The sequence below is a fragment of the Streptomyces sp. AF1A genome (assembly GCF_047340315.1).
Classification (GTDB): domain Bacteria; phylum Actinomycetota; class Actinomycetes; order Streptomycetales; family Streptomycetaceae; genus Streptomyces.
Genome location: NZ_JBLEBI010000044.1, coordinates 1 through 21,521 on the forward strand (window position 1 = coordinate 1; position 21,521 = coordinate 21,521).

Consider the following 21,521-nt stretch of genomic DNA (forward strand, 5'->3'; position numbering starts at 1 on the left):
CGCCCTGTCCGCCCTGGCCGCACTCGCCCAGCGTGAACGTCCTGCCACCGTGGCGGTCGCCGCGCCCGAGGCCGTCCAGCCGGCCGTGCACAAGTGACGGCCGCATCGATGTCGGTGTGGTTCTGACCGACCCTGTCCTACCCGTGGCCTGGGTGCCGCCGGATCACCGGCGGCACCCAGGCCCACCTTTCCGGAGTCCTGATGACCACCGAAACGTCCACCGCTGCCGGCGTCACCGTGCCCGGCAGCAGGCTGGTGCGCGAGGCAACCGAACTGGTACGGGACACAGCTTCCGACACCGTCTACCACCACTGCCGCCGCGTCTTCTTCCTCGGCACCCTGCGCGGCCTCTCCCACGGCCTGTACGCCGACCCCGAACTCCTCTACGTCGGGGCGATGTTCCACGACCTGGGACTGACCCACCGACACCGCCACAGCCAACAGCGCTTCGAACTCGACGGCGCCGATGACGCCCGCAGCTTCCTCCAGCGCCACGGCGTCGCCGCTCAGGACGCCCAGCTGGTGTGGGAGGGTATCGCCCTGCACACCACCCCGCACATTCCCTGGCGTATGGCACCCGAGGTCGCCTTGGTCACGGCCGGTGTGGAGGCGGACGTTCTCGGCATGGGCCTGGACGAAGTCCCCCCCGACGCCCTCGCCGAGATCGTGGCACTGCATCCCCGTTGCGGGTTCAAGCAGGGCATGCTGAAGGAGTTCGCGGACGGGACAGCGCATCGCCCGCACACCGCCTTCGGCAACGTCACCGCAGACGTCCTGGAGCGTTACGCGCCAGGCTGGGTGCGCCCGAACTTCGTCGACACCGTCCTGAATTCCCACTGGTCCGAGTAACCCTGCCCGTCAGTGTCCGAGGTAGCCCCATGTCACCCTCTCCCACTCCCGCCACACCCGGCAGTCTTCCGCGTACGGCCGCACACCTTGGCGTCCCAGGCGCCGGCACCCCCGCGCACGGACGCTGCGCACAGCCGCGCACAGGCCATCCGGTGGTGGTCCTGCTCTACGACGGAGTGCAACTGCTCGATGTCGCCGGCCCGGTGGACGCCTTCACCACCGCCAACGAGCATGCAGGGCGCTATGTTCTGAGGACGGCCTCGCTCACGGGCGGCCCCGTCCACACCTGCGCGGGCGTCGTACTGGAGCCCGACTGCGCCGTCGCCGAACTGCCCGCGGACATCGGCACCCTGATCGTGCCCGGGGCGCCTGACTGGCGGCCGGCGGTCTTGGACCGTGACCTGCAGCAGGCTCTCACCGGACTCGCCGCCGGCGCCCGGCGCACCGCGGCCGTCTGCGCGGGGGCGTTCCCGCTCGCGGCGACCGGCCTGCTCGACGGCCGCAGGGCCGCAACCCATTGGGAACTGGCCCCGTACCTGGCCCGTCGCTTCCCGAAAGTCGACGTCGACGCGGAATCGATCTTTGTGCGCGATGGTGCCTTCTACACCTCCGCCGGTGTCACCTCCGGCATCGATCTGGCCCTGGCGCTGATCGAGGAGGACCTCGGCGCCGACGCGGCCCGTGCGGTGGCCCGGCAACTGGTGGTCTTCCTCGCCCGGCCGGGGGGACAGTCCCAGTTCAGTGTCCGCGCCCAGGTCCGCCAGCCGCGCACCCCGGCCCTGCGGGCCCTGCTCGACCATGTGACCGCCAACCCGGCAGCCGATCACACCCTGGACTGCCTGGCCCGGTATGCTGGGATCAGCCCGCGGCACCTCACCCGCATCTTCCGTGCGGAGACCGGCACTTCACCGGCCCGGTTCGTGGAACAGGTACGGCTGGAGGCCGCCTGCACCCTGCTCGTTTCGGGTACGGACTCGCTCGACACCGTCGCGCGGCACGCCGGATTCGGCAGCCCGGAGACCATGCGCCGGCTCTTCCAGCGCGAGCTGGGTGTCACGCCCGGCGTCTACCGGGCCCGCTTCAGCACCACGGCGCCCGCACCCCACCGGCGTTCGGCAGGCACCACACCATGACCGCCTGCTCGCTCAGGCAGCAACGCCCCCGGACCACCCGCCTTGCCCCACGCGATACGGCCGCCGCCATCGCTTGCGACCAACGGGTCTTGCTCAGCCGGCAGCAGTCTGCTCGGTGCGGGCTCGGGTGGTGGCGAGACGGTAGGAGTCGGTTCAGCATGCCGTCGTTCGCCGCCTGGAGTGCTGTCGCGAGGGCGACCATGTCGTACGCCGTCATACGATCGTGGACACCCTCGCTCTCGTCTGCGCAGGCTGTCCTCGGACCACGCCACCAGGAGGAACCGGTGTCATACCCGCAACCGCGCACCCCCGAGGAGCAACTCGCTGGCGCGAAGAGGCTGTTGAGCCTCCCGCGTATCGTCGTGATCTGCGGCTCCACCCGCTTCATGACCGAGATGAACGAGGCCGATGTGCGGGAGACCAAAGCCGGAAAGATTGTCGTCAAACCGGGCTGTGACATGAAGTCGCCGCACGAACTGTGGTCCGATCCTGTAGAGGCCGAGGCACTGAAGGTTCGACTCGACGATCTGCACCGGGCGAAGATCCGGCTCGCTGATGAGGTGCTCGTGGTCGGCGACTACATCGGAGACAGCACCCGAGCCGAAATCGCCTACGCCCGGTCGCTCGGCAAGCCCGTGCGGTTCACGCACCCCGAAGTCGCCCGCGACGCCTGACCGCCCACCCCCCCCGCAGGCATACCTTGGATTGATCATCTCTAGGCCCTGGGGAGGCCGTGCGCGGGCTGCCCGTGTCGGGCCACGCGTGGGACATGGTCCGGCCGGTGGTCGGCGAGCCGGTGGCCAGCGACCGCAAGGACGACTCCGGGCCCCTGCCCACTGACGCCGGAGGTCGGTGAGGGTGCCCTCGCTGTGGGGAGACCCGCATCTCGAGGAGGGCTCGATGCAGGGCGTGCGCCGAGCGTTCCGGCTGCAGGCGTCGGGTGTCGGGTGGCCCGGTGGCGCGCGGCATGATGATGGGCATGACTTCGATAGCGCAGACTCCGATCACCGGCCTGGACCTCACCGGGTTCACCGAGCGCGAGCCCGGTGTGTGGACCGACGTGGTGGGGATGGTCCTGTCCGTTCACTTCTTCCCCCTCGTCCCGGATCTGCCGGCGCCCCTGCATGAGGTGGAGCGGCTGCGGTTCGAACGGGCTCATGGCGTGGCGAGGGCGGGGGGTGGTCTCATCGAGGCGGTGGTGGGAACGGTGGACGGGGTCACAGCGCTGCGCCAACTGGTCAAGATGCCGCTGGGAAGCAGACCGGGGCAGGCCTTCCTCGGCAGTTGGACGCTGCCGAAGGACCGTTGCAGCGTCGTGATCAAGGTGCAGGCCGCGGAGGGCGGGATGACCGGTGTGCGGGAGGCTGTGGTGGCGGATCGCGTTGGCTTGGCCGACTACTTCCAGCCACACCCGTACGCCGGTGGCGGGCAGTTGGGCGGACTGCCGTACCACGTGGCAGACCTGGAGCAGTGGGATGCACACTTCCCCGACCACCCTCTCACCCTGGTACGGGCCGCGCTGCACCGGATCACATCGACCGTCACATTGCATGAGCAGTTCAAGGTGCTGCCGCCGTTCCCCGGCGCTGTGGCGGCGTACCAGCCCCAGCCCGGTGGAGCGCCGTCGCCCTACGGTGGCCAGGTCCCGCCTTCACCGCCGCACTCCGGGCCGGCCGCTCCGGCCGCGCCCCGGCGCGGTTGGTTCCGTCGCAAGGGCATCTGATGCGACGTCAGTAGGTCTGACTGTCTTGGTGTGACTCTGGTGGGCGAGGTTGCCGGCAGCTCGTTCAGCTGCCGGTCCAGTTGTTCAGCAGGTGTGGGCATCGCCCTCGAAGTGTTGCGGCTGCCTGAGCGCCGTCAACGGCTCAACGTAGCCGGTGATGCGGTCGGCAGCCGACTTCGAGATGCCGAACAGCTTGGCAAGCCGGCGCAGAGTCAACGGTTCCGACCCCGTGGTCACACCGCCCAAGCGAAGAGATCGTTCTGCACGTGTGGACGGTTGGCTTTCCGGGGCTCAGCGAACGCACCTCCCCAGTGGCGGGTGACCGTCGGTCGTGGCGCGCGCCCACGGACGTTTCCGATCCCTCCGGTGGCCGACCGGCACCGCAGGCGTCCCTGACAAAACGTCTTGCCGACCTGGGTGTGGCGACCTATCGTCGGTCGGCCCGCACCGCTTCCGACCCGAAGGACGTTGATGTCTGTCCGCCCCGCCGTCGCCGGCGACGCCGACTTCCTCTGGCGCATCCTGCTCGAGGCATACAACTGGAACGGCGATCAGCGGTTCACCGCCGAGCAGCTCGCCGCTGAGCCGCACGCCGCGCGCTACGTCGTCGGATGGCCGCGCAGGGACGACTTCGGGGTCGTCGCAGAGACCGACGCCGGCGAATCGATCGGTGCGGCCTGGGCGCGACACCTTCCCGAGAGTGAGCCCGGATACGGCTTCGTCGCTCCGGACGTTCCCGAGCTGACCATTGGCCTGTTGCCCGAACACCGCCATCGCGGGCACGGCCGAGCCCTGATGGAGGCGCTGATCCGGGCCGCCGGCGAGAGACCGGTCCCGGTCGCTCGACTCAGCCTGAGCGTCGAGGACGGCAACCCGGCCGTGCACCTCTACACCGCCCTCGGCTTCACCCGGGTCGGGCGCAGCGGCAATTCGGACACGATGGTTCTCGACGTCCGGATGTGCCGTACGCCACCGAGGGATCGTTGATTTCCGCCCCCTGACCAGGCTCGCGCGTCCGTGACGCGTTCCGGAACGCGGACGTTCACCTCACCGGACCCATGGGAGCGCCGACAGCACCCGCAGGTGACAACGTGCGGCCAGACGGTCAGCGGACTCTCGTCGCGCGTCACACGCGGCGGCGCCCGCGATCAGTGACCGAAAAAGCGGAGACCTGAAACAGACACGTACGGCGTCCAGGTACGGGACAATGACGGCCGTGAACGACACGGTCGCGGTCGCCCTGGTCACTTCCTTCTCAACGCTGACTGCCGCAGCTCTCGCGGGCTCGGTCGCGGCTTGGACGACCAGCAGGCAGCTGCGGCATCAGGCTCTACTGGCAGCGCAGGAACGCGCCGAGCAACGCGAGAACGCCTACAGGGAGATGCGTCGCGAGTCCTACGAGCGATTCCTGTCCCAGGCCGATGCTGCCTACCGGGTGCTGGACAGCGGGTGGATGGCAAGGCCGTTCACCGAGTCACCGCAGTGGGAGGCCGGATTCGCCGCACGCAGGGCACTGGACGAGACGTTCATCCGAGTTCGCCTCGTGGGGCCGGAGAACGTCGCAGAGGCGGGAGCCGCCGTAGTGCGTGCCATAGGCGAGGAATTCCAACTGCATGCACGTGTCGTGGGCTCTCATCCCGATACGACGGACTGTGCCGCCGAACTGGACCCGTCCGCCCGCGCGCACGTGCTCCAGGTTCGGTATGCGACGAGCGGAGAGTTCGTCGCCGCAGCGCGCGGTGCACTCGGTGCCGGGCTCGCGCGGATGCCCGCGGCGGTCAGCACCGGGTAGAGCAAGTCCGGGAGTCGGACGGCCTGTTGCCACGCCCGAAGATCGATCCGCCCGTTCTGCGGGTGGGACCCTGCGCGCAGGTGCAGGCGGCCGAACGAGGTGAGGCGCATCGGATGCCCGGAGGATGCCCCTGGCGACGGAACGGCAAAGCGCCGCGTCCCGCCGGAGTCGAGATCATCTGATGCAGCACCAGAACTCATCGACGAAGGAACTGCTTCCGAGCCTCATGGGCGAGTAACGGGACCGGGAAGGCGACAGCGCGATAACCTTTGATGGTGACGGTGCGGTACTACCTGTACATCAGCGACGCCAAGGTCGACATGCTGCTCTCCCAGATCGACCCCGATTTCGGCCGCAGGAGTACCACCGAAGCCGGCCTGAGCATGAAGCTGTTCAGCGTCAGACGCAGCGTAGAAGCACCCGCGCCGGCCCGGACGGACAAGCTGGAGCGCGTCCTGCGCCATCTGGAGGAGACTGGGCAGACGGGATCGGTGGACGCCCCGGGGCCGTACTTCCGCGGCAGTCTGCCCCTGCAGTGGGGTCCCCTTCAGGGTGAGAACGGCGGGTCGCTCGTGTACTTCGGCGGCCGGACCGAGCGGACGATCCTTGGCCTCGGCGGTGCCGGCAGCCATGTTCTCGGCGCGAGCGCGCCGCAAGCCCCGGAGTTCGCGGCCTCCTCGGTACCGACGCTTCTGGCCGGTCTGGCTGCGGCGTTCGCCGCCGACAGCGGCGAGGTGCCCGCCGAGGAGTCGTCCCTGGCCTGGGTGCACACGGCCGGACGGCTCCTGCGTGGCCCCCGGCAGCACGTGGAGTTCGTGGCCAGGCGCCTGTTGACGGGCCCCAGCCCCTACCCGGAAATCGACGGCCGTCCCGGCATGCGGGTGCTGCTCGGCAGTCCCCTGTACGTGGCCCTGTCCGACTGAGACGTGACGATGGCCCCGGGACCCTGGCAGCCCGGCGAGGTGGTCCTCGATCTGTACGAGGTGCTCGACGACGTGCGCAGTGGCGGCATGGGGGTGGTTCAGAGGGTCCGGCACCGCGGCTGGAACGTGGATCTCGCGGTCAAGACGCCTCGCCCGGAACTGGTCGCCTCCGAGGCGGGCAAACGCCGGTTCGAAGCCGAGGCGGGCACCTGGGTGGGCTTGGGCCTGCACCCGCACACCGTGAACTGCGCCTACGTCCGAACGGTCGACGGCCTGCCCCGTGTGTTCGCCGAGTGGGTCGACGGCGGCAGCCTCGCCGAAGCGATCACCAGCGGCCGCCTCTACGAGGGCGGCCCGACTGCCGCGCTGGCTCGCTTGCTCGACGTCTCCGTCCAGACCGCGTGGGGCCTTCAGCACGCACACGACACCGGCCTGGTCCACCAGGACGTCAAGCCCGCCAACGTCATGCTCGAACCCGACGGGACTGCCAAGGTCACCGACTTCGGGCTGGCAGGGGCGCGTTCGGCGAACACCGACGGGGCGCCCGCCGCCGCATCCGCAGTCACCTTTGGCGGGATGACGCCGGCGTACTGTTCCCCGGAGCAGGCGCTCGCCGCCGCCGGACGCCGCGATGTCCGGCTGACGCCCGCAACCGACGTGTGGTCGTGGGCGTTGTCCGTCCTGGAGATGTTCACCGGCCACCGTCCGACCCGGCACGGCCAAGCCGCCGCGGAAGTACTCGAGGCGCTGCTCGCCACCGGCCCGCCCGACCCCCGTGTGCCCCCGATGCCTCCGGTGGTCGTGGAGGTGCTGCGCCAGTGCTTCATGACGGACGTGGCAACGCGGCCGGCGCGGCTGGAAGAAGTCGCCGGCGTCCTGAGCGATGTGTACCACGACCTCCTGGGCACGCCGTTGCCTCGGTCGGCTCCCAAGGCGGCCGCCCTGCTGGCGGACGGGCTCTCCAATCAGGCGCTGTCCCTCCTCGACCTCGGGCGCACCGAGGAGGCCGAGCAGCGGTGGCGGGAGGCGATGAGGACCGAACCCCACAACCTGATCGCGACCTTCAACTTCGGCCTGCACCGGTGGCGCGCTGCCCAGAAGACCGACTGGGACCTCATCGCCGAGTTGGAGTCCGCCCGGCAGATCGGTGGGGACGAGATGCTGGGCGCGCGGCTGATCGGTTTGGTGCACCTTGAGCGCGACGACCGCGAGCGCGCCGCCGGACTGTTGCGCCCGACGACCCCGGGGGAACCGGAATCCGCCGAGGTCGCGGACGCATCGGCGGAGTTGACACGCGATCCGGGGACGCGCCCGGTGGTCCTCACCGGCCACGAGGCCGGCGTGAGCGCTCTGGCGGTGTCGGCCGACGGGGGCCTGGTCCTGTCCGGCGACCGTCAAGGTGGCCTGCGGTTGTGGGACACGGCAAGCGGCCGCTGTCTGCGGGAGTTGACGTCCGAGGGCCCGGGCGTCGCGGCGGCCGCCATGGACGCCGAGGGGCGGATCGGCCTGGTCGGCCGCGAGCAGGGTCCACCCGAGGCATGGGACCTCGCCGACGGCACACGGCTCACCGTTGCGGCGGGCCCGGTTTCCGGAGGTGTCACGGCCGTCGCACTCGGCGCCGACGGCTCGATCGGCGCCACCGGAGATCCGGACGGCGTCATCTGGTTCCAGCACGTCGGCACAGAAACGCTCTCCGGAGCGGTCCACAGCCAGGTGACGCGGCTGACCGTGCTCGAACTCAGCGACGACGGCACCATCGCCCTGACCGCAGGCGACCTGAGCGACGACAAGATCCGGGTGTGGGACGTCGCCACAGGAGCGTGCCGGTCAGTCCTCACCGAGCCCCGCACCAATCCCCTGCACTCGGCCTGGGGCGCCTTCGTGACAAGAGCCGCCGTGGCCCCGGGCGCGCACTACGCCCTGCAGGTCTGGGGCGGGCCCATGGTGCTGTGGGACGTGCGGACGGGCGAGATCGCCGCCCAAGTGCCGCACAACCTGACCGATGTCACGGCGCTCGGTCTCACCCCCGACGGTTCCCTGGCCGTTGTCGGCGGCGGCAACCATCTCCAGGTGGTGCAGACGGTGACCGGCCGCTGCCTGCGCACGTTCGATGACGGGGACGCACGGTACGTGGGCCACCTGGTGGTGAGCGCCGACGGCCGCTACGCCGTGCTGGCGATGAGCGACGGGCGGATCCGGGTGCAACCTCTTCCGCTCCCGGGCTACCGGGCGCCCTGGGCCTACGCCCGGCCCCGGCCCGCCGGGGAACTGTCCGATCACGCCGGGAAGTTCCGGGTGGCAATGCGCGAGGGCGAACGGCATTTCGAGGAAGGCCGCTACGTGCAGGCCGCGGCCTGCCTGCGCACCGCACGCGCGGTGTCCGGCCACGCACAGCATCCCGACCTCCTGCACGCCTGGAGCGTGCTGGGCCGGCACGGACGCCGCACGGGCCTGCTGGGTGCCTGGCAGACGTTCGAATACACCGGGCGTGTGGCCCACCCCTCGGCGATGGCGTTCGTCGGAGACACGAGCCTGTTCCTCGCCGCACTGCCTGGAGACAACTTCCTGCTCTGCGACGCCGCCGACGCACGGCAGCACCGCCTCGTCCCCTCAACCGTCACAGCCCAAAGGGCCCTTCTGGTGAGCAGCGACGGCACCAGAGCCGTCGCCGAGGGCGGGGGAGAGGCTGCCCTGCTCGATCTGCGAAACGACACGTCCGTCACCGTGGTGCACGACGGGTGCCGGGCGGCCGCATTGGCCGATGACAGCGCCCTTGTGCTGACCGGCGACGACGACGGAACGCTGTGCTGCTGGGACATCCAGGACGTGACGAGCTACGAGCGGCACCCGCAACCCTCCCTCGCATGGCACGCCCACCGGGGGCCAGTGGGTTCGGCCGCCATCAGCCCGGATGGCCGGTACGCGGCGTCGAACGCCGCCGTCGGCCCCGAAGAGGACCGGCGGCGACGCGTCGACCAGGACGAACTCTGCGGATGGGACCTGGTGACGGGAGAGCGGCTGTGGCGGCACACCGGCCGTCCGGGCGGGGCCGGCCTCCGCTTCGCCCCCGACGGCCGGACGCTGCTGGAGTACGGCTTGAAGCTGCACGCCTACGATGCGGCGAGCGGTCGGCGGATCTATACGGTGGACGGCCCGTACAGCCTCAACGCGCTGGCGGTCTCCGCAGACGGCAGGCGAGTGGTGATCGCTGGATTCGATACCCTGGTCGTCCTGGACCTGGTCACAGGCCGCGTGCTGCAGAATCTGCCCGACCCCGGACTGATCTTTTCCCTCACGCTCACCGCCGACGGCCGCTTCGCCCTCACCGGCCTGGCGCACCAAGAGGTCCACGTGTGGGACCTGGACGAGGGGCGGCGACTGCGCGTCCTGGCAGGACACCACGGCCAAGTGCACGGCCTGGCCCTCAGCGCCGACGCACACCTCCTGCTGGCAGCCGGGGTCGACTCCGTGCGCTGCTGGGAACTCGACTGGGACTACAGCTGGTGACATGCCGTCCTCCATCACCGTGACCCCTCGCGGCGCGGCCGCGGACCACGTCTTCGCCGGCCGCACCACCTGCCTGATCGGCCGGGCAAACGAGTGCGGCATCCGCCTGGCCCCCACCGAAACGAAAGCCTCCCGCCACCACTGTCTGCTCGACATCAATCCCCCGCATCTGCGAGTGCAGGACATCGGCAGTCGCAACGGCACCTACGTCAACGGTGAGAGGCTGACGCCAGGGCCGCCCGGGCTCGAACTGGCCGACGGCGACGAGATCCGCGTCGGCGACGCGGTACTGCGCGTCGCCGTCCAGACGGAGGAGCCCTCAACCACACCCGCCGACGCCCGAGACCCCATCGACGCGCTGCACACGCTGCTCGCCGCGGCCGAGGCCGGAGACCCGGAACTCACCGGCATCCGCGGCTACCGACTGCTCCAGGAACTCGGCCGCGGCGGACAAGGCGTCGTCTACCTGGCCCGGAAAGAGGAGACCGGAGAACTCCTGGCACTGAAAACCCTGTTGGCCCACCGCACCGTCGACCCCTCCGCCCGCGACGGCTTCCTGCGCGAGTTTTCCTGTACGCGCGCCCTCCGCCATCCCAACATCGTCGCCTTCCACAGCGGTGGCGCGCACGGCAGCACCTTCTACTTCGCCGGCGAGTTCTGCCGTCTGGGCAGCGTCGCGGACCACGTGGCGCGGGTCGGCAGACTGAGCGTCGAACAAGCGGTGGGCGTCACGCTCCAGGCACTCCGCGGACTGCGGTACGCGCATGCGGCTGAGGTACCGGTCCGGCTTGCCGACGGGACCTCGGTGACGCACCGCGGACTGGTGCACCGCGACATCAAACCGCAGAACCTCCTGCTCACCGGGGCCAAAGACCACACGACCGTGAAAATCGCCGACTTCGGCCTGTCGAAGGCCTTCGACAGCGCCGGCCTCTCCGGCCACACCCTCACGGGCGCGATGGGCGGCAGCCTGGCCTTCATGCCACGCGGCCAGGTAATCGACTTCAAATACGCCCTGCCGGAAGTCGACCTATGGGCTACGACGGCCTGCTTGTACTGGATGCTCACCGGTTCGCCCCCGCGGGACTTCCCCACGGACGCGGACCCGGTCGCCGTCGTCCTGCGCGAACCAGCCGTGCCCATCCGCGACCGGCTACCTACGGTGCCCCGCCAGTTCGCCGCGGTCATCGACGCCGCCCTCGTCGACACACCGGGAATCGCCCTGACAACCGCCGCCGACTTGGCCAACGCCATTCGTCGGGCCGTCTGAGCGAGGCCGCCCCGCGAACGTCGCTGCCGTGGCGCTGTCGACGGCACGCCTTGAGGAGGCGGGGCCAGATCTCGCTGACCATGGGAACGACCCCCGGCACCGACGGGCGAGACGGCGGCCTGGTCCGGAATGTGACCGCGCACGTGTCTACCGGTAGAAGACGGCCGCTCCGCCATGATGCGAACAGGCGCCCTGGTGGTGGGCGGCGTAGGAGTAGGTGCCGTCGTTGCACCGCGCGGTGGCACCGTTCCCTGCGCCGGTGGAGCCCCCCGACGAACTGGAACCGCCGCTCGCGGACGACCCGCCCGACGTACCGCTGCCGCCGCTCCCCGAGCCCGGCAGCCGCCGCGTGCAAGGTGACGGTCACCTTCACCTTGACCGTCTTCGTCGTGGTCACCGTAGGAGCCGGTCGACCGGTCAGGCGCGAGCTGCCGGGGCCGGAGCCGCTCGCGCCGGCCGTCCTCCCGATCCGGCGGGTCAGCGCGGGGCATGTAGGTGCTGGGTCATCCCCGGCCGATCAACGACGAAGCGGCAAGGGCGCGTTACGACTCGGGGAAGGCCAGAGACCCGCTCGACGCGATGCCGGCGGGCCTCTGGCGGGGTGTGGATCAGTGGTGTTCGATCCACCAGGCGATGACACTCATCCCGCTCGCTCCGACGCCGTAGCAGACACCGCGGAGGACGTGGAAGGTGATCGTCTTGCGCCGCCGCCTGAACCAGTGAAGGACGCACTGGGTCCGGGAGGGCCGACTGGAGGTTGGCGTGGTTCCAGTCTTGGTGAGGTCAGGCTTATCCTGCATGACATGCTCCGTGTTCGTGACGGGGCTTGGAAGGGAGCCCTTCCGACGGAGGCCTCGGAACCGGCGTCGGAGTTGCAAGGGCTCCCTTCCCACGAGCGCAGGGTGTTGGTGGCAGAGGCTGGATGCCGCGGCTCTCTCTGCTCCTCGCTCATCCATATTCCCTAGATGCTCGTTTGATGCCGCCTGGCACTAGGTTCCTCGGTTCGTGCCACTTCTTTGTAAGGAAGCCACAGTTGTGCAGGTGCCTGATGCAACCGGAAGGGCAACTTCCTGCGATGGGCCCAGATTTTTTGAACTTCTGCCGCCGCCAGCCTTGTTGAGGAGGGGTGCTGCTTGCCGGCGAGTCGAGGATGGCTGCCCGCCCGGTCCCGGATGTCGCCCGGGGTTGCCGACGACCCCCCCTGCACGGTGACCTCCCCCCGGACAACAGTTGCGGCGAGGCCGGAGGCGACCACGCGGCACAGCCGGTGGTGCCTGTGGTGCAGGCCCATCACTCCGGCGACGGTGTTGTCGACCCTTCCTGGAGGCGCGGGCCGGTCATCGCCTGCTCTGCCCAGACGGTCTTGCCCTGTGCCTGGAAGCGGGCGCCCCACTGAGCCGCGAGTGCTGAGATGATGAACAGCCCGCGGCCGGTCTCGTCGACGGTGCGGGCGTGTTTGACGTGCGGGACGCTCGTCGCGGCGTCGCTGATCTCGCAGGTCAGTTTCTGCTCCAGGATCAGGCGCAGTCGTAGAGGAGCAGTGCCGTAGCGGATCGCGTTGCCGACGAACTCGCTGACGATGAGCTCGGTGGTGGACGCTGTTTCCTCGTCCACACCCCACAGTTCCAGTTGCCGGCGGGTCGCTGAACGGGCCATCGATGCTGCTTGCGGGTGGTCCGGCAGTGAGCGGGTCAGTACACGGTCCACGGGCAGTGCCTTGGTACGGGCGAGCAGCAGCAGGGTCTCGTCGCTCGGGGAACGGTGGAATGCGGAGGCGATGGTGTCGCGCAGCTCGGGCAGGGCTGTGGTGCCGGCACAGTCCAGGAGCGGATGCAAAGGGCCGGATGGCGCCAGTACCTCGTGCGCGAGTGCGGCCGTCCCCATTGCCAGAGTGCTCCCTTCGGGGAGGTCGACGGTGGTGGCGGGGAATGGGGCGTTGTCCGTTTCGGTGAGCAGGGGGCCTGGTGGGGCGGGCAGGATGGCCCAGGTGCCGTCGGGGAAGGCTGCCACTGGCTCCGGCAGTCCGGCCCGGGCGATGGTGCAGGTGAGCTCGACCGGGTCATAGACGGCGATGGCGCATCTGGCGGTGAGCGGCTCGCGGTCGAGGGGGTCCATGGCAGGCATCGCGGCCCGCGCGGTCAGCAGACGGGCCGCGGTGTCGCTGAGACGGGCCAGGAGCTCGTCGGGCGGCAGGTCCATGGCCGCAAGGGTGTGCACGGCGGTCCGGAGCAGGCCCACGGTGATGGCCGCGGCGATGCCTTGTCCTGCGACGTCGCCGACGATCAGCGCGGTCCGCGCGCCGGGCAGCGGGATGGCGTCGTACCACGCACCGCCGCCCTGGGGGCCGGGAAGGTGCAGTGGGGAGATTTCCACGGTGGTCCGTGTCGCCGGCGGCCTGGGGAGAAGCCTGCGCTGGGCCGTGGATGCGATGATCCATTCACGCATGTACTGATGGGCGTTGTTGAGGCACAGTGCGGCATGAGCGCACATCGCGGACGCCAGCGTGAGGTCGTCCTCCTCGAAGGGGGCTTCGTGCTGGTGGCGGTAGAAGCTGACGACGCCCAGGGCCTGGCCGTGCAAGGTCAGCGGCGCCACGATCATGCAGTGGGCTCCTGATCGTTTGATCACTGCGGCTCGGACCGGGTCGGCGGCCAGCCAGAAGCAGTCCTCCTCGATCGGGACGAGCCGCGGCCTGAGGTCGGACAGGACGCCCGAGTAGGGGGTATGAGGGGGCAGAGGGCGAACGGCTGCGACCGGGGCCGCGCAGATCAGGCTCCGGAACGCTGCACGGCGCAGGGGGAGGTCCTGGGGGGCCGGGACCGGGGGAGGGTCCTCTCCGCGGACGACGTCCTCGACCACCTCGACGTCGGCGCTGCCCGCGAAGCCGGGCACCACCGCCTCCACCAGCTCCCGGCACACGTCCATCACGTGCATCCGGTGCCCCACCTGGGCGTGGACCGCGTCCAGCAGCGCCAGGCGGTTGCGGGCGTTTTCCCGTTCGGTGACGTCGACCACGGGCACCACCAGTCCGAGTACGTCGCCGTGGGAATCCTCCAGACGGAAGTAGGAGACGGTGCAGACGCGGCGTCCGGGCCGGCCCGGCATCTCGACGTCTCGCAGGAGTCGATCGAGGACCGGCTCCCCGCTTTCGAGGACGCCGTGCGCCACAGCGGCTTCGTCCTCGGGGCGTTCGGGGGCGTACACCTCGGTGAAGGACCTGCCCAGCAGGTGCTGTGGCGGGCTGTCCTGCGGCCCGTGGGCGGCGCGGCTCATGCGGACCACGCGCAGTTGGTCGTCGAGCACGTACAGGTGCACCGCGGACTGGGAGAACACGGCCTGCAGGACCGCCTTGTCCTGCCGTGAGACGGCATCGGCATCCTTCGGTGCGGTCACCCGCCACACCACGCAGTCGTCCCGCAGTACTGGCTCGACCAGCACAGTGCCCGTCTCGGAGCACCGCTCCCGCCGCCGGTCGCCGGAAGAGGCGGTTGGCCCACGCATGAGCGTGCTCAGGGACTGGCCGACGGCCTCCTTGGCGGAGCACCCGAACAGCCCCTCCGCCGCAGGTCCCCACTGGAGGACTCGCCCGCCCTCATCAACGAGTGCCAGCACGTCATTGTCGGGCATCCAAAAGCACCTCCGCCTGGATCCCTGGCCGCCCTGTACCGGTGGCAGGCTCGCCCCTCCGGCAGACACACCGGGCGGCTCATCTCCAGAAAGCCCCCGCTCGGCTCATGCGGCAACCGGGCTCGCTGGGATGCCCCCGTCGGGTGCCGGTGCGGGCCGCGGCCGCGCTTGGGCCGGGGCGTCACTCACGGCGGATCGGCAGCGGGCGCCGGCCGGGTCAGTCGCGCGCGGTGACGTTGGCGGTCAGACGCTCCAGGAGGGACTTGGCAGCGCCGACCTCCCAGTCGGCGAGGCCCACGGCCTTGCCTATGGCGGCCGGGATGGGGCGAGCGCGTTCGCGGAGCTCGGCCCCCTGCGGGGTGAGGCTGATCTGCACCGAGCGCTCGTCGTCCGTCTGCCGTTCGCGCCGGATCAGCCCCCGCGCTTGCAGACGCTTGAGGAGCGGCGTCAGGGTGCCGTAATCGAGCTGCAAGAGGGTGCCCAGGGACTTGATGGGCAGGGCGCGGTGCTCCCACAGGACCAGCATCACCAGGTACTGGGGATAGGTCAGGTCGAGCTCCTCCAGCAGCGGACGGTAGCGGTTCGTCAGCGCCCGCTGCGCCGCGTACAGGGCGAAGCACATCTGGTCCTCCAGGAGCAGACTGGCCTCGGGTGTCTGGACCTGGTCGGCGGCGGTTTCCTTGCCCCCCTCGGTCTCACTCATCACGGCTCCTTTCTCCCGCTGGGCATTCCACGCACCAGGCTACTTCCCATCGAGCGCAACGGTTCAACGCCTCATTTTATATTGTGCACAAGGTAACTGTGGGTGGGGTCGCGTCGATGCCATCGCAGCGCGGCAGGAGGACCGGGCTCTCGTCCGCCCGCCGGGTGCCGTCGGCCCTGTAACGATCCTCCCACCGGTGGCAGCGCAGTGATCCTCGGCCGCTGCCGGCGCCGTCAGGAGAAGGGCGCCGGTCGCCATCGCCGCCTCCCCCCGCGGGTACGGCGAGCGTGCGCCGGTGGGTCACGATCTGCGGCGCACCGGCTCGGTCGTTCGGCACCGCCGCGCAGGCGGCCGGCGCCACCACGTCGCTCAGCCCTGTCCCCGCGCGACGGGGATGCGGTCGCGGCGGCCGTGCGGGTTTTCCCCGGTTGCCCGGTGGCGTGTCCTATCGGCGCGGGCCTGCGGTGGTCAGCCTCGGTGGGTCTCGAGAAGCCTGAGCCAGACTTCACCGAGGGTGGGGAAGGCGGGGACGGCGTGCCAGAGCCTTTCCAGCGGGACTTCGCCCGCGACGGCGATGGTGGCGGAGTGCACGAGTTCGCCGACGCCGGGGCCGGCGAAGGTGACTCCGGCCACGGTGCCGCGGTCGAGGTCGACGAGCATGCGGGCCATGCCGCGGTAGTCCTCGCCGTACTGGTGGGCGCCGGCGACGTGCGCGAGGTCGTAGTCCACGACCTTGATCCGGCGTCCGCTCCGCTCGGCCTCGCGGGTGGTCAGGCCGATGGCGGCGACTTCCGGGTGGGTGAAGACGACCTGCGGCACAGCGGTGTGATCGGCGGTGGCGGCGTGGGCGCCCCACGCGGTGTCGTCGACGCTCTCGCCGTTGGCCCGGGCACCGATGACGGCGCCGGCGATCCGCGCCTGATACTTGCCCTGGTGGGTCATCAGGGCACGGCGGTTGACGTCACCGACCGCGTAAAGCCAGCCGTCGGAGATGGCCGTCACGCGGAAGGTGTCGTCCACGGTGAGCCAGCCGCCGGGGGTGAGGCCGACGGTCTCCAGGCCGAGGTCGGCGGTGCGCGGGGTCCGGCCGGTGGCGAACAGGATCTCGTCCGCGGCCAGTTCGCTGCCGTCCGACAGTGTGATCCGCACCTCGCGTCCGCTGCCGTCCTGACGTGCAAGGGAGGTCACGGAGGTCCCGAAGCGGATGTCGACGCCGGCGTCGCGCAGTCCGTCGGCGACCATCTCGCCGGCGAACGGCTCCATCCGCTCCAGCAGCGTGTGCTCCAGGACCAGCATGGTGACCTGGGAGCCCAGGGCCTGCCAGGCGGTGGCCATCTCGACGGCCACCACGCCCCCGCCGACCACGGCGAGGCGTCCGGGCACCCGGGCGGCGCTGGTGGCCTCACGGCTGGTCCAGGGGCGGACGGTGTCGCTTCCGGGAATGTCGGGCAGGGCGGCGCTGGTGCCGGTGGAGAGGGCAACGGCGTGCCGGGCGGTCAGCTCGATGGTGTCGCCTTCGGCAGTCTGCACGGCGACCCGGCGGGCGCCGGCGAGCCGGCCGTGGCCGCGGATCAGGTCGACGTCGACCGAGTTCAGCCAGGCGACCTGATCGTCGTCCTTCCAGTGCGAGGCCATGGCATCGCGGTGGGCGAGGACGGCGGCGACGTCCAGGGGCCCGGTGACCGTCTCGCGCAGGCCGGGTATCCGGCGTGCATCGGCGTGCGCCACCACCGGCCGGAGCAGGGCCTTGCTGGGGTCACAGGCCCAGTACGAGCACTCGCCGCCGAGGAGTTCTCGTTCGACGATCACGGTGCTGAGTCCGGCCGCGCGAGCCCGTTCGGCCACGTTCTCACCGACCGGACCTGCGCCGATGACGATCACATCGTAGGTGCGGGTTTCGTTCATCACTGTTCCGTTCATGGGTGTCACTGGGGCAGCTGTTCCGGCGTGCGTGCCCGTGGCGGTGTCTGCTGCGCGACGGTTGGCTACGGGAGGGCTTGTTGCTTGGCTGGTGACGGTGGTTCGAGGGCACCCGAGATCGAACTCCGGGTGGCCGGGGGGAAGGGCGTGCGGTCGCGTAGTGACGTTCGGCCGCTGCCGCGCGGTTGGGACGTCTGCCGTATTGCGGACGGACGTGGCTGGTCAGGATGGATTCGTCCGGGTGGCTGGCGCGTTCCGGTGGGAGCCGGACCGCTGGGCGGGGATGCATGCCTGCACGCCCAGCGGTCCGGCGTCAGCACCCGAGACCGGGCTGCCCGGTGTACGGCCCGTGCGCTTGCCGCCGGATCCGGTTCGGGATGGCTGGTGATGCACTCGGGTTGGGACGGGCCGTGCTCCAGGGGCGCTCACGACTGGTCGCGCCGGTGCTGTCAGCGGCTGGCGAGCCGCTGCTTCACCTCCTGGAGCACCCAGCCGTTGCCGTCCGGGTCGCTGAAGGTGAGGTAGGAGCCGTAGGAGGCGCGCTCGCGGTGCAGGCCGGCCAGCCGCTCCTGGCCGGGACCGTTGTGCACGGTGTCTCCGCCGTCGTGGCCGTGGTGGAGCAGGCCCCCGGCGTCGTGGAAGATCTCGCTGACCTGGACACCGCGCGCGACGAGCTCCGCGTGAGCCTGCTCGATGTCCGAGACGATGAGGTAAAGGCCCTGGGTCGAGCCAGGTGCCGCCGTGGTCATGCCGTCACCGAAGATGATCGAGCACTCGGAGCCCGGGGGCGTGAAGTGCACCACCCGGAATTCCTCGTTGGCCGTGTAGTCCACGTCCAGACGGAACCCCACCATCTCGTAGAAGGCCTTGGCCCGGTCGACGTCGGAGACGGGCAGCACGAGGAGTTCAATGTTCAGGTTCATCAGGGGTGTCCTTTTCGGTGTCGGTGAAGTGGTGCACCTTGTGGGTGCGGGCGGCTGAGACGGGTGCAGCGCTCGCATGGTGTGTCCGTCGTCGTTGCCGTCACGGTGGCCGGCGCAATGACCGAAGGCCGACCGTGCGCAGGCTCGGCTCCCGCCGCCTGCGGGCGATGCCCCGGTCGGGGCCCCGAGGCCGGCCACTCGACGACGGCGTCGTTGCCGTGTTGGCGGAGCCCCGGTGGCGGAGAGCGCTGCGGACAGCTGTCGTCTCCGGCCTGGATTCGAATATAGCGAGTGCACAAGTAAAGTTCGCGCTTGATATATGTGACAAAGGAGACAGCGGTAGCCACAAGATCCCCGGAATGCCCTGCGCGTCGGCCGTAAGTCGGCCTATGAAATAGGTAGTTCGTCTGCGATGTGGCGTGGCCGACTGCCACAGGGGCCATCAGCGAGCAGGCGCATCCCAGGCAGTCTACATTGTGCGCGAGTTACTTTTGTGCCTCATGTGCTGTTCGATGCAGCCCCGGGTCTCGCTCCTCGCGCGTCGGCGACCATCAGGTCGCCGTGCATCCGCTCAAGATCTTGATCGCCGCGCTGCTTGCGGGGGGTGCCACCATCAGATGGCTGCCACCACCGCAGCCACGGCGGCTCCGGTCGGCCGTGCAATCCTGGCGGCGATCGGCGCCGGTCCTGGGCGCGGCGATGGGCATCGTTGTGAATGCCGTGGTCCTGCCGCCGTTCCACCCCGCGATGCGGGCGTACGACACCATGACCGGCTTGGTCGGGCACGGCACCCTGGCCCGCCCGCGTGCCTGGATGGCTACGGGTCGCTGACGACCGACCGCGAGCGGCTGCTGCTCGACCTCGATCGCTCCGGCACCCACGCCGTGTGCGGCCGTCGGCCGGGCCGCCCGAGCGGGTGCTCTCGATACCGACAGGACGGACCAGCAGCCCGAAGGCCGAGGGCCACCCCCGAACCGCTGATCCGCCCCCCTTCGTCGGCCGGCCGGCGCTACAGAGCCAGCAGGGCCTGTTCGACCGCCTCGGTCAAGGCCGGATGGATGTACAGCACGTCACGGGCCACCTGGTCTGTCGTCAGCCCCATGGTCATGGCCTGGATCAGCGGCTGTATGAGCGTCGCGGCCTGGGGGCCGATGATGTGAGCGCCGAGAATCGTGCGCTCGGCCGGGTCGGCCAGGACTTTGACGAAGCTGGTGGTGTCCTCCAGGGCCCATCCGTAGGCGGTGTCCGCATAATCGCGGACACTTGCGCGGTAGTCGACCTTGTGCCGGCGTGCGTCCTGCTCTGTAAGGCCGACACCCGCGATCTGCGGGTGGGTGAACACCGCATGCGGTGCCACCCTGTTCGTGAGCGTCCGCACGTCTTCCGGATGGAGGATGTTGTGCCGCACGAGCCGCGTCTCGGCATTCGCCATGTGCTTGAGCTGGAAGTGGTTCACCGCGTCACCGAGCGCCCAGACGCCCGGCACGGACGTGCGGTAGGCATCGTCGGCGGCGATGTGGCCGTGCTCGTCGAGTTCGAGCCCGCCGACGGCCGCGCGCAGGCGGTCGGTGTTGGGCCTGCGGCCGGCGCAGACCAGCAGCATGGCTGCTTCGACGACCTGCTCCCCCCGCGGAGACACCACGGTGGCGGCCACACCGTCCCCACACGGCTCGACAGAGGTGACCTCCGCATCGAGAAGCACACGATGCCGTCGTGAGGCGAGTTCGGTGAAGCGCGCCGACACCTGCTCGTCTTCCGTCATCAACAGGCGCGGCCCGCGCTGCACGACGGTCATGTGTGTGCCGAAGGCGCTGAACACATGGCCGAACTCCGCCGCGATGAAGCCGCCTCCGATGACGATCATGGAGGGGGGCAGGTCATCGATCCGCATGATGGTGTCCGAGGTGTGGTACGCGACGGTGTCGAGGCCGGGGATGTCCGGTACCACCGGCCGCGACCCGACCGCGACGGCGAACGTGTCGGCCGTTATCCGCTCGTCCGCGACCTGGATCACCTTCGGTGCGACGAAGTGCGCCTCCTCGGTGTACACATCGACACCGTTCTTCCTGCGGTAGTCGACCGCGCTCGCGTGCAGCGGATCGATGCGGCTGAAGACCCGGTCACGGATGGCTTTCCAGTCCACCGGCGCGACGCTCATGTGCACGCCGAGTCGCTCTGCCTCCCGCGCGTCCTCGGCCGCGTCCGCCGCGATGACGAACATCTTGCTCGGGATGCATCCGCGGTTGAGGCATGTGCCGCCGAAACGGTCCGGTTCGACGACGGCCGTCCGAAGGTGACCGAATTCCTCGGTGAGCAGCATGTTGCCGCTGCCTGCCCCGAGGACGACGAGATCGTAGTGGCGCATGCCCGTCCACCTTCCCAAGGCCAGATGCCTACCGTGCGGTGCCCGGTCGAGAGAGCCGAGTCCACTCACCGCAATTGTGTCCAAGACGTCCTCCCGCCACCAACAGCGCGCAGGCCGGGCCGGCGGCCCCGCCTGCGCAGGACCCGGCGTGCCGAGCGCACATGCAGCCGCTGCACGCGGTGACGCCCCCGGGCAGGTGACCGGTCGGCTGAGCTACGCGGGCCCACGGTGCGTCTGGAGACGCCCGCCGCATGCAACAGTCCACGTGACCTTCGCCACCTTTAAGAGTCCAAACTTAACTTGCGTGCGAGGTTAGCGCGCGATAGGTTACTTATGGGTTGGTGACGGAGGGCGACGCGCCCGTCCGACCCCGACTGTCTGTGGTGAGCCAGAAGCGAGGACCTCGCCGTGGTTCGACGCTCGGACTCATCGTGCTGCCTGGCGCAGGCGTTGACCGGGCGAAGCAGATCGCCGGCTACTGGGCGTCGAAGTACGACTGGCGCAAGGCCGAGGCGAAGCTGAACTCCCACCCACAGTTCCTCACCGAGATCGACGGGCTGGACATCCACTTCATCCATGTCCGTTCCCAGCACAAGGATGCTCTGCCGCTGATCGTCGCGCACGGCTGGCCGGGTTCGGTCATCGAGCAGTTGAAGATCATCGATCCACTGGTCGACCCCACCGCGCACGGCGGCAAGGCCTCGGACGCCTTCCATGTGGTGATTGGGGTCCGGACCGGATCGGCCGCGCCTGGGCCGAGCTGATGAAGCGTCTGGGCTACACCAA

At 69.9% G+C, this 21,521-nt stretch carries 18 protein-coding genes; 11 read left to right on the forward strand and 7 right to left on the reverse strand.

Features of this window, described 5'->3' with window-relative positions:
* The first annotated feature begins 201 nt into the window (after positions 1–201).
* The 4 genes from ACLU3S_RS15425 (at position 202) to ACLU3S_RS15440 (ending at position 3,705) form a co-directional block, all read left to right on the forward strand.
* Positions 202–849: an HD domain-containing protein gene (locus ACLU3S_RS15425; protein WP_413952407.1), complete on the forward strand. Its 648-nt coding sequence runs from the start codon at positions 202–204 to the stop codon at positions 847–849.
* 152 nt (positions 850–1,001) lie between these two features.
* On the forward strand, positions 1,002–1,982 hold the full coding sequence (locus ACLU3S_RS15430) for a GlxA family transcriptional regulator (protein WP_413952408.1): 981 nt from the start codon (positions 1,002–1,004) through the stop codon (positions 1,980–1,982).
* A gap of 284 nt (positions 1,983–2,266) precedes the next feature.
* On the forward strand, positions 2,267–2,656 hold the full coding sequence (locus ACLU3S_RS15435; RefSeq protein ID WP_413952409.1) for a hypothetical protein: 390 nt from the start codon (positions 2,267–2,269) through the stop codon (positions 2,654–2,656).
* A 281-nt stretch (positions 2,657–2,937) separates the two neighbouring features.
* Positions 2,938–3,705: a hypothetical protein gene (locus ACLU3S_RS15440; protein WP_413952410.1), complete on the forward strand. Its 768-nt coding sequence runs from the start codon at positions 2,938–2,940 to the stop codon at positions 3,703–3,705.
* An 84-nt stretch (positions 3,706–3,789) separates the two neighbouring features.
* Here ACLU3S_RS15440 and ACLU3S_RS15445 read toward each other — a convergent pair whose 3' ends face one another.
* On the reverse strand, positions 3,790–3,951 hold the full coding sequence (locus ACLU3S_RS15445) for a hypothetical protein (RefSeq protein WP_413952411.1): 162 nt from the start codon (positions 3,949–3,951) through the stop codon (positions 3,790–3,792).
* A gap of 225 nt (positions 3,952–4,176) precedes the next feature.
* On the opposite strand from ACLU3S_RS15445, the gene ACLU3S_RS15450 reads away from it, so the two are divergent.
* The 5 genes from ACLU3S_RS15450 to ACLU3S_RS15470 all read left to right on the forward strand — a co-directional run bounded on the left by ACLU3S_RS15450 (position 4,177) and on the right by ACLU3S_RS15470 (position 11,197).
* Positions 4,177–4,692 (forward strand): N-acetyltransferase family protein, encoded by a 516-nt coding sequence (locus tag ACLU3S_RS15450; protein WP_413952412.1) that lies wholly within the window; start codon positions 4,177–4,179, stop codon positions 4,690–4,692.
* Positions 4,693–4,921: 229 nt separating this feature from the next.
* Positions 4,922–5,497, forward strand: coding sequence for a hypothetical protein (locus ACLU3S_RS15455; RefSeq protein WP_413952413.1), 576 nt, complete (start codon positions 4,922–4,924; stop codon positions 5,495–5,497).
* A 272-nt stretch (positions 5,498–5,769) separates the two neighbouring features.
* On the forward strand, positions 5,770–6,420 hold the full coding sequence (locus ACLU3S_RS15460) for a DUF7019 family protein (protein ID WP_413952414.1): 651 nt from the start codon (positions 5,770–5,772) through the stop codon (positions 6,418–6,420).
* Between the two features lie 9 nt (positions 6,421–6,429).
* Entirely contained in the window at positions 6,430–9,927 is a 3,498-nt protein-coding gene (locus tag ACLU3S_RS15465; RefSeq protein WP_413952440.1) for a protein kinase domain-containing protein, read from the forward strand.
* Position 9,928: 1 nt separating this feature from the next.
* The gene (locus ACLU3S_RS15470; RefSeq protein WP_413952415.1) at positions 9,929–11,197 is read left to right on the forward strand and encodes a protein kinase domain-containing protein; all 1,269 of its coding nucleotides are present in this window, start codon (positions 9,929–9,931) and stop codon (positions 11,195–11,197) included.
* Between the two features lie 147 nt (positions 11,198–11,344).
* Here the strand turns inward: ACLU3S_RS15470 and ACLU3S_RS15475 are convergent, their stop codons facing one another.
* The 5 genes from ACLU3S_RS15475 to ACLU3S_RS15495 all read right to left on the reverse strand — a co-directional run bounded on the left by ACLU3S_RS15475 (position 11,345) and on the right by ACLU3S_RS15495 (position 18,370).
* Positions 11,345–11,539, reverse strand: coding sequence for a DUF3761 domain-containing protein (locus ACLU3S_RS15475; protein ID WP_413952441.1), 195 nt, complete (start codon positions 11,537–11,539; stop codon positions 11,345–11,347).
* Positions 11,540–12,487: 948 nt separating this feature from the next.
* The gene (locus ACLU3S_RS15480; RefSeq protein WP_413952416.1) at positions 12,488–14,824 is read right to left on the reverse strand and encodes a SpoIIE family protein phosphatase; all 2,337 of its coding nucleotides are present in this window, start codon (positions 14,822–14,824) and stop codon (positions 12,488–12,490) included.
* A 217-nt stretch (positions 14,825–15,041) separates the two neighbouring features.
* Positions 15,042–15,527: a MarR family winged helix-turn-helix transcriptional regulator gene (locus ACLU3S_RS15485; RefSeq protein ID WP_413952417.1), complete on the reverse strand. Its 486-nt coding sequence runs from the start codon at positions 15,525–15,527 to the stop codon at positions 15,042–15,044.
* Between the two features lie 468 nt (positions 15,528–15,995).
* Positions 15,996–17,432, reverse strand: coding sequence for a dihydrolipoyl dehydrogenase family protein (locus tag ACLU3S_RS15490; protein WP_413952418.1), 1,437 nt, complete (start codon positions 17,430–17,432; stop codon positions 15,996–15,998).
* A gap of 464 nt (positions 17,433–17,896) precedes the next feature.
* Positions 17,897–18,370: a VOC family protein gene (locus ACLU3S_RS15495; RefSeq protein WP_413952419.1), complete on the reverse strand. Its 474-nt coding sequence runs from the start codon at positions 18,368–18,370 to the stop codon at positions 17,897–17,899.
* 561 nt (positions 18,371–18,931) lie between these two features.
* Here ACLU3S_RS15495 and ACLU3S_RS15500 point away from each other — a divergent pair.
* The gene (locus ACLU3S_RS15500; RefSeq protein WP_413952420.1) at positions 18,932–19,201 is read left to right on the forward strand and encodes a hypothetical protein; all 270 of its coding nucleotides are present in this window, start codon (positions 18,932–18,934) and stop codon (positions 19,199–19,201) included.
* Positions 19,202–19,379: 178 nt separating this feature from the next.
* On the opposite strand, the gene ACLU3S_RS15505 is transcribed toward ACLU3S_RS15500, so the two are convergent.
* On the reverse strand, positions 19,380–20,735 hold the full coding sequence (locus ACLU3S_RS15505; protein ID WP_413952421.1) for a mycothione reductase: 1,356 nt from the start codon (positions 20,733–20,735) through the stop codon (positions 19,380–19,382).
* 383 nt (positions 20,736–21,118) lie between these two features.
* Between ACLU3S_RS15505 and ACLU3S_RS15510 the strand changes: the two genes are divergently transcribed.
* The gene (locus ACLU3S_RS15510; RefSeq protein WP_413952422.1) at positions 21,119–21,499 is read left to right on the forward strand and encodes an epoxide hydrolase N-terminal domain-containing protein; all 381 of its coding nucleotides are present in this window, start codon (positions 21,119–21,121) and stop codon (positions 21,497–21,499) included.
* Positions 21,500–21,521: the final 22 nt, after the last annotated feature.